This window comes from Nonomuraea basaltis (genome assembly GCF_005893125.1).
Taxonomy (GTDB): domain Bacteria; phylum Actinomycetota; class Actinomycetes; order Streptosporangiales; family Streptosporangiaceae; genus Nonomuraea; species Nonomuraea basaltis.
Window position 1 is genome coordinate 1 of sequence record NZ_VCJS01000391.1, and the last position, 6,832, is coordinate 6,832.

Sequence of the window (6,832 nt, forward strand, 5' to 3'; positions counted from 1 at the left end):
GTCCACCTTCCTCGCCGACCACAGGGACGCCTTCGCCTGACCGGCCGGCGCCGTGGCCGCCCGCCCGGCCCACCCCGGCGGGCGTCGCCGTCACATCGAGCCCTCCGCCTGCGCCCTGCGCACGAGGGCGGCCAACCGCTCCACCCAGAGCCCGCGGATCCGCGCGAACTCGGCCGAGTCCACGATCACGTCCTCGGGAAGCGCGGCCAGCGCGGTCGACCACGAAGAGCCTTCAGGGCTCGGAGAAGACAGCGGTGTCGAGGTCGAAGCCGATCGGGTCGGGGATGTGCACCGTGGATCCCATGGCGATGCGGGTGATGGTCTGGTACTCGCCTTCTTTGGCGTCGCTGAGCACGGTGACGGTGGGCGGTACGGCGATCGGGTCCACCAGAAGCATGACCGGAACGCCGCCTGCGGCGTACATGGGAGGCTTCTTCACCCGATCGTCTTCGACGCTGCTCGGCGAGATCACCTCGGCCACCATCAGCAGACCCGAAGACAGCAACTCCCTGTCGGCCCAGCGACGGCAGTCAGGCGGGGCGAGCACGAAATCGGGCTCGACCGGGGTCTGCGGTCCATCGATGCAGACATCCACATTGCCCGCAAAGCCGTCCCAGCCGCGTTGAACAAGCAGAGGAAGCAACGCACGGTAGATCAGCATCGCGATTCTTGCATGCTCGGGGGGCGCCGACGGGGCTCACGATCAATCTCCCATCGATGACTTCGGTGCGGAGGCCAGGAAGGGGCGGCAGCGCATCGAACAGCTCGCGGGCCGTGGCGGGTAGACGTGCAGTGTCGGTTTCGGGCAGGAGCCTGCAGGGGCGCCTGCGTGATGCCATGACTATGTTGGGCTCCCTATGTGTTGTTCGCACGGACACGAAGAGTTTGAAGTGCTCCCCACGGCTAAGGCCGGGGGATTCCAGCCGGCCCAGGACTCGTCGTAGCGAGGTCCTGCGCCGCTGTTGCTTGGCGGTTCGCCTTCCGGCCCACGCGGTTGCGTGGTTTGCGCGCCCCAGCCCGCGCGGCCGGTCTGGCCTGCGCGAGCTCCGCCCTCCCGGCGGTGAGTATGTTCTTGGCGGCGTTCACATCCGCATGATCACGATGCCCGCAGGAGGTGCACACGAAGACCGCTTGACTCTTGCGGGATCTCGTATCCACGTTCTTGCACTCGTGGCAGGTGATGGACGTGTTCGCCGGATTGACAGCGATCACACAGCTGCCCGTGTACCGGGCCTTGCTGCGGACGGCCAGTTCGATCCGATGCCATCCCTTGTCTAGGATGGCCCGGTTCAGGCCGGACTTGGCGGCGGCCCCGTTGGGCAGGAACGCTCCCGGGCGGTCGGGGTCCGGCTTGGGCGCGACGCTGCTGGTCATGTTCTTGGTCTTCAGTGCCTCGAACACGATCAGGTTGTGGTCGCGGGTCAGCACGTGCGCGGTCTTGGCGGCGAAGTCGGCCCGGCGGCGGCGGATCTTCGCGGAGACCGCCCCCATCCTGCGCGCGGCACGCTTGCGCCGGTTACTGCCCTTGGTGGCGCGCGCGAGGTCCTGCTGCAGTTTGGCGGCGTGCTCGACCTCGCGGCCGGTGGCGAACACCTTGTGGTGGAACCGCCCCTCGCTCGTGGTCACGATCTTCACCACGCCTCGGTCCACCCCGATACCGGCATCCGGCTTGGCATGCCGGGCGGGAGTCTGGGCACCGTCGTCGACGAGGAAGCTGATATACCAGCGCCGACCTTCCCGCGACACGGTGGCGTTCTTGACCGCCCCGCCCAGCGGGCGAGTCCAGCGGAACCGGACCCAGCCCAGCTTGGGGAGTTTCGCCCGCGCCCAGCGCCGGTTGAGCCGCTCCACTGCGATCTTGCCCCCCTCGGGGAACCGGAACGACGGGCGGGTGCGTGTCTTGGACTTCCAGCGCACCTTGAACGTCCCGTGCCGGGCGCACGCCTGATCAAGGTCGATGAGGGTCTGTTGCAGGCAGTGCCCGGGTACCCCAGCCAGCCATTCCAGCCCCGGCTCGCCTTTGGCTTCCACCAGTTGGCCGGCTTGGTCGTGGTAGGCGATGAACGCCCCACGCCGCCGGTAGGTGCGGCGCTGCTCCAGCGCGGTGTTCCACACCGCCCGGCACGCCCCGCCGATCCGTTCGGCGAAGGCGGTCTGTTCGGCGGTGAGGTCCAGCAGGTACTTGCGTCCCGTGAGCATGCGCACTCACCGGTTCTTCTGGTTCTCGACGTACCCCTTGACCACCTCAAGGGGTGCTCCGCCGACGGTGGCCACGAAGTAGGAGTTGGTCCACAGGGTCGGCAGGCGGGACTTCAGGTGCGGGAACTCCTCGCGCAGCGCCCGGGAGGAGCGGCCTTGATGGCCTTGACCAGCCGGTGGATGCCGTATTGCGGGTTCACCTCGACCATCAGGCTGACGTGGTCGGGCATGACGTCGACGTCCACCAGCCACGCCCCTTTCTCCTCGATCACCTCAGCGATGAGCTGCTTGAGCCGCTGTTCGATCCGGCCGCCCAGCACGCGGCGCCGGTACTTGGGGCACCACACCACGTGGAACGCGCACTGGAAGGCGATGTTGCCGTTGGTCCGCAGCGTCACAGCCACATGGACCATTATGCAGCGCTGTGCTATCTACCGCATGAACTTTCGAGACAAGGGCTCACCCCCCTGGCTGAAGCCAAAGGTCCGCGCCCTAGATCTTCGATCGCATCGCCGGGAAGCGGCACAGCCGCTAGGTACGGTTGGCCGATGTCACAACGGGTCCTTTGTCGCCGCCTCTCGCCGGACCCAGATGATTGTCACCAATCAGGCGACCACGGAGGGCCACCTGATCTCGGCCAGGGAGGACCCGGCCGATTCGGCGCGCACGCACGTGAACGTGATCGTCAGCAGTACGGATTGGGCGATCCGGGATTCGCCGGCTGCGACCTGGGCCGCCCCTGGACGACCGTGGTCAAGTACCCAGGTCATCCCGGAGGGCTGACGCCTGGAGGATCCACCACGCGGACGCGGACCGCGCAGAACGAGGCGGGCGTGTCGCGCAGCACGACCAGCTTCGGGTCGGGCACCACGAGGAACGGCTCCGTCTCCAGCGCGAGCAGCGGCTCCAGCCGCCGGTCCCCCCGCAGCGCGTCCACCGCTCTGCGGTCCCCGCCGAGCACGACCCCGTCCAGCTCTCCCAGGTACGGCGACAGCACCCGCACCGCCGTCTCCACCGCGTCGTCGAACGCCTTGTCCGCCTGGTTGCGCCGCCGCCTGGCGAAGCGCTGCTGCGACCACCCGCCCGCCGCCGTCCGCCCCTGCACCAGCCGCGAGCCCACCTTCGAGCCGACCAGCGTGGACCCGTTGAAGACGCCCGCCGCGTACCCGCCGAGCCGCACCAGGAAGACCCCCACCCACCGCTCGGCCTGGGCGTGCGCGACGAGCCGGCTGACGTGCGGCGGCCCGGGCGGAGTCATGGGCGGGAACGGCACGTGCAGCTCGGCCAGGGCACCGTCGGCCGCGCTCAGCCGCACCACCCGCTCATCACCCGTCGCCGAGAAGGGCCCGTGGCGGCCGGCGAAGCCGTCGATCCAGGGGTGCACGCGCTCGGGCGGCACCATGACCCACCGGCCACCACCCTTGGCCGGACGCGCGCTCATGTCCCGAAGGTTAGCCGACCTGCGAGCCGACCGAACGGCATTCCCTTCTCGCCGGGTGGGGAACTGCAGCGGAAATGTCGGTAAATTTTGTTTCGCGGGGCTTCTGCGGCCCCTGATCCGGCCCCATGCTCTGTACGTGTCCTCCCTGCTGACCAGCCCTTTGGTGGACCTCGACACCGGGGCCGTCATCGCGCACCCCGCCGTCGTGGACTCCTCGGGCACGCTCCGGGCCGCCCCGCTGCCCATGGTCCTGGAGCTGCCCATCCGGGTGGTGCTCTCCGGCGCGGGCGCGCTCGCGCCGCTGCACGAGGCGCTGCGCAGGGCCGGCCGGCATCCGCGCGAGGCGATCCTCCTCCTCACTGGACCGTGCCAGGAGCAGGAGCGGCCGCCTCTGAAGGCCGGGCTCGACGGCCTGCGCACGATCGGCTATCTGCTGGGCTTCGCCGACGTGGGATCCGAGGGGGCGTCGCTGGAGCTGGTCACGAACTCCTCGCCGTACCTGCTGGCGCTCAATCCCGATCTCGTGGCGCGCATCCCGGGCGACCACCGCGCGACCGCGGTGGCGCGGTCGGTGGTGACGCTGGCGCGCGGCATCGGCTCCCACGTGATGGCGCCGGGCGTCGAGCGCGAGGCGCAGGTGGCGGTGGCCCGCGGCCTCGGCGTACGCCTCGCGCACGGCCCTCTGCTCGCCCCAGGCCCTGATGGCAAGGTACGGGTGCCGCTCCCCCTCCTCGACGAGTCGCCCGACACGATCATGCTGGGCCCGCGCGTGCAGGAGCTGCTGATCCCGGCCGTGACGCTGCCGGAGGCGGCGAAGGCGGAGGAGGCCGTGGCGGCGTTCGGGCACGAGCCGACGATCACCAGCGTGATCCTCGTGGACGAGTTCCAGCGGCCCAAGGGCAGCCTGGACCGCAGCCGGTTCCTGCTGTCGTTCGCGGCCCGCTTCGGCCACGCCCTGCACGGGTCGAAGCCGGCGCAGCGGCTGGCCGACCCGCCGCGCACGGTGCCGCGGACGACCCCGGCCATCGCTGCCATGCAGGCCGCGGGCCGGGACTCGGCCCGCGTCTACGACGACCTGGTGGTGACCGACGAGCTGAACCGCTGCCTGGGCATCGTCCGCGTCTCCGACCTGATCAGGCAGGTGGCCTCGGTCAGGAGCTGATAACGACTCGCGGCATGTCCTGGGCGGCGGCGCGATGCACCGATAAGAAGGAGGCATGCCGCTGAACAGACGGGCCCTGCTCGGCACGGGGGTGCTGGCCGGGGTGGCCGCGTGCACGTCCACGCCCGCGCCCGCGCCCGCCCGCAAGACACTCGCCTTCGACCCTGGGGACTGGGCCTCGGTCCGGGCCCAGTTCGCGCTGGACCCCGCGTACGGGCAGTTCGCGGCGTTCGTGCTGGCCCCCGCGCCGGCACCGGTCCGCGAGACGATCAGGAGACACCGCGACGCCCTGGACGCCGACCCTGAGTACACCCCGCCGAGCGCCCAGTCCCCCGACCAGACGGTACGCCAGGCCGCGGCCCGCTACCTGGGCGCCGAGCCGGACGGCATCGCGCTGACCGACAGCACCACGATGGGCCTCGGCCTGCTCTACTCCGGCCTCCGGCTGCGCCCGGGCCAGGACGTGCTGACCACCGAGCACGACTTCCTGGCCACCCACGAGGGCCTGCGGCTGCTGGCCGAGCGCACGGGCGCGAAGGTGCGCAGGGTGCGGCTGTACGACGACCCGGCGCGAGCCTCCACCGACCGGATGGTGTCCGCCGTCAAGGACGGGCTCGGCCCGCGGACGCGCGTGGTGGCGATCACCTGGGTGCATTCGAGCACCGGCGTCCGCGTGCCCGTCCGGGCCATCGCCGACATGCTGGCCGAGGTCAACAAGGGCCGCGACGAGCACGACCGGGCACTGCTGTGCGTGGACGGCGTGCACGGGTTCGGCGCGATGGCCGACGGGGTGGCGGACCTGGGCTGCGACTTCCTGGTCAGCGGCACGCACAAGTGGCTCTTCGGCCCGCGCGGCACCGGCATCGTGTGGGGCCGGGCCTGGGACGCGATCGCCCCGATCATCCCGAGCTTCAGCCAGGCCGCGTTCGGCGCCTGGCAGAGCGGCGAGTCGCCGGGGGCGAGCACGGCCGAGCTGGTCACGCCGGGCGGCTACAAGGCGTTCGAGCACCGGTGGGCGATGCCGCAGGCGTTCGGCTTCATGACCGCGATCGGCAAGGACCGCGTCCAGCGGCGCACACAGGAGCTGGCCACCAGGCTCAAGGCCGGTCTGCGGGAGATCCCGCACGTCACGCCGGCCACGCCCGAGTCGCCGGAGTTGTCGGCCGGGCTGGTGTGCTGTTCGATCAGGGGCATGGAGCCGTTCGAGGCGGTGGAGCGGCTCCACGGGCAGAAGGTGGTCGCGAGCGTCACGCCGTACAACCCGTCGCTGCTGCGCTTCGGCACCAGCATCGTGACCACGCCCGAGCAGGTGGATCAGGCGATCAAGGCGGTGGAGGGGCTGGCATGAACTGGGCGGAGCCGTACGGGCCGCTGATCGAGACCCGCGTGCGCGTGCTGACCTGGAACGTGTGGGGCGAGTACGGCCCGCACGCCGAGCGCACGGAGCGAATCGAGAAGGTGGTGCGCGAGCTGGCGCCCGACGTGGTGGCGCTGCAGGAGTGGGCCGGCCAGGCGCTCGGCTACGAGCACGCTGCGGCAGCCTCGGAGGAGTCCTCGTGCGCGTTGCTGTCACGCTGGCCGATCACCCGGCGCGAGCAACGGCAGCTGCCCTGCGGCGCGATGCCGGGCGGCGCGATGCCGGGCATCGCGCTTTTCTGCGAGCTGGCGGGGCCGCGCGGGCCGCTGCAGGTGTTCAGCGTGATGATCGGCTCGTTCCGTCTGGACGAGTCGGAGGTGCGCCAGTCGCAGGTGCGGGCGCTGACCGCGTTCGTGGGCGAGGTGGCCTCGCGGCGGCATCCTACGGTGGTGTGCGGCGACTTCAACGCGCCGCCCGACAGCGACGAGATGAGGATGCTGACCGGCCGAAGCGCACCTGGCACGCCCGGGGTGGTGTTCTACGACGCCTGGGAGGTGGCCGGCGACGGCGGCCCCGGCTACACGTGGAGCAGCGCCAACCCGTGGGCGCGTCCGGGCCTCTACCCGGACCGCCGCTTCGACTACGTCCTGAGCGCCTGGCCGCGGGCGGGCGG

General features: G+C 70.9%; 7 protein-coding genes and 1 pseudogene. 3 read left to right on the forward strand and 5 right to left on the reverse strand.

All coding sequences use genetic code 11. The features are described from left to right. Positions 1-232 precede the first annotated feature (232 nt). From EJK15_RS66310 to EJK15_RS66325, 5 genes and pseudogenes are all read right to left on the reverse strand, one after another. On the reverse strand, positions 233-661 hold the full coding sequence (locus tag EJK15_RS66310; RefSeq protein ID WP_240778075.1) for a Uma2 family endonuclease: 429 nt from the start codon (positions 659-661) through the stop codon (positions 233-235). A gap of 242 nt (positions 662-903) precedes the next feature. After that, positions 904-2,199: an RNA-guided endonuclease InsQ/TnpB family protein gene (locus EJK15_RS66315; RefSeq protein WP_138720440.1), complete on the reverse strand. Its 1,296-nt coding sequence runs from the start codon at positions 2,197-2,199 to the stop codon at positions 904-906. A 6-nt stretch (positions 2,200-2,205) separates the two neighbouring features. Continuing rightward, positions 2,206-2,603, reverse strand: a pseudogene (tnpA, locus tag EJK15_RS66320) (IS200/IS605 family transposase). A gap of 201 nt (positions 2,604-2,804) precedes the next feature. After that, positions 2,805-2,969 (reverse strand): hypothetical protein, encoded by a 165-nt coding sequence (locus EJK15_RS72305; protein WP_171075379.1) that lies wholly within the window; start codon positions 2,967-2,969, stop codon positions 2,805-2,807. Further along, a complete protein-coding gene (locus tag EJK15_RS66325; RefSeq protein ID WP_138720441.1) occupies positions 2,966-3,640 on the reverse strand; it encodes an acVLRF1 family peptidyl-tRNA hydrolase in 675 nt (224 codons plus the stop codon). Before EJK15_RS66325 ends, EJK15_RS72305 begins: the two co-directional genes overlap by 4 nt. A 136-nt stretch (positions 3,641-3,776) precedes the next feature. On the opposite strand from EJK15_RS66325, the gene EJK15_RS66330 reads away from it, so the two are divergent. The 3 genes from EJK15_RS66330 to EJK15_RS66340 all read left to right on the forward strand — a co-directional run. After that, positions 3,777-4,802, forward strand: coding sequence for an EAL domain-containing protein (locus EJK15_RS66330; RefSeq protein WP_240778076.1), 1,026 nt, complete (start codon positions 3,777-3,779; stop codon positions 4,800-4,802). A gap of 55 nt (positions 4,803-4,857) precedes the next feature. Next, complete coding sequence (locus EJK15_RS66335; protein ID WP_138720443.1) at positions 4,858-6,150, forward strand: aminotransferase class V-fold PLP-dependent enzyme; 1,293 nt, start codon at positions 4,858-4,860, stop codon at positions 6,148-6,150. Beyond that, positions 6,147-6,832, forward strand: a 686-nt coding sequence (locus EJK15_RS66340) for an endonuclease/exonuclease/phosphatase family protein (RefSeq protein WP_138720444.1), incomplete at its 3' end; no start/stop codon positions are given. The genes EJK15_RS66335 and EJK15_RS66340, both read left to right, overlap by 4 nt.

Coding starts and splice junctions, on each gene's coding strand:
- EJK15_RS66310 (WP_240778075.1), bottom strand. CDS start 661: ATGCTGATCTACCGTGCGTTGCTTCCTCTGCTTGTTCAACGCGGCTGG.
- EJK15_RS66315 (WP_138720440.1), bottom strand. CDS start 2,199: ATGCTCACGGGACGCAAGTACCTGCTGGACCTCACCGCCGAACAGACC.
- EJK15_RS72305 (WP_171075379.1), bottom strand. CDS start 2,969: ATGACCTGGGTACTTGACCACGGTCGTCCAGGGGCGGCCCAGGTCGCA.
- EJK15_RS66325 (WP_138720441.1), bottom strand. CDS start 3,640: ATGAGCGCGCGTCCGGCCAAGGGTGGTGGCCGGTGGGTCATGGTGCCG.
- EJK15_RS66335 (WP_138720443.1), top strand. CDS start 4,858: ATGCCGCTGAACAGACGGGCCCTGCTCGGCACGGGGGTGCTGGCCGGG.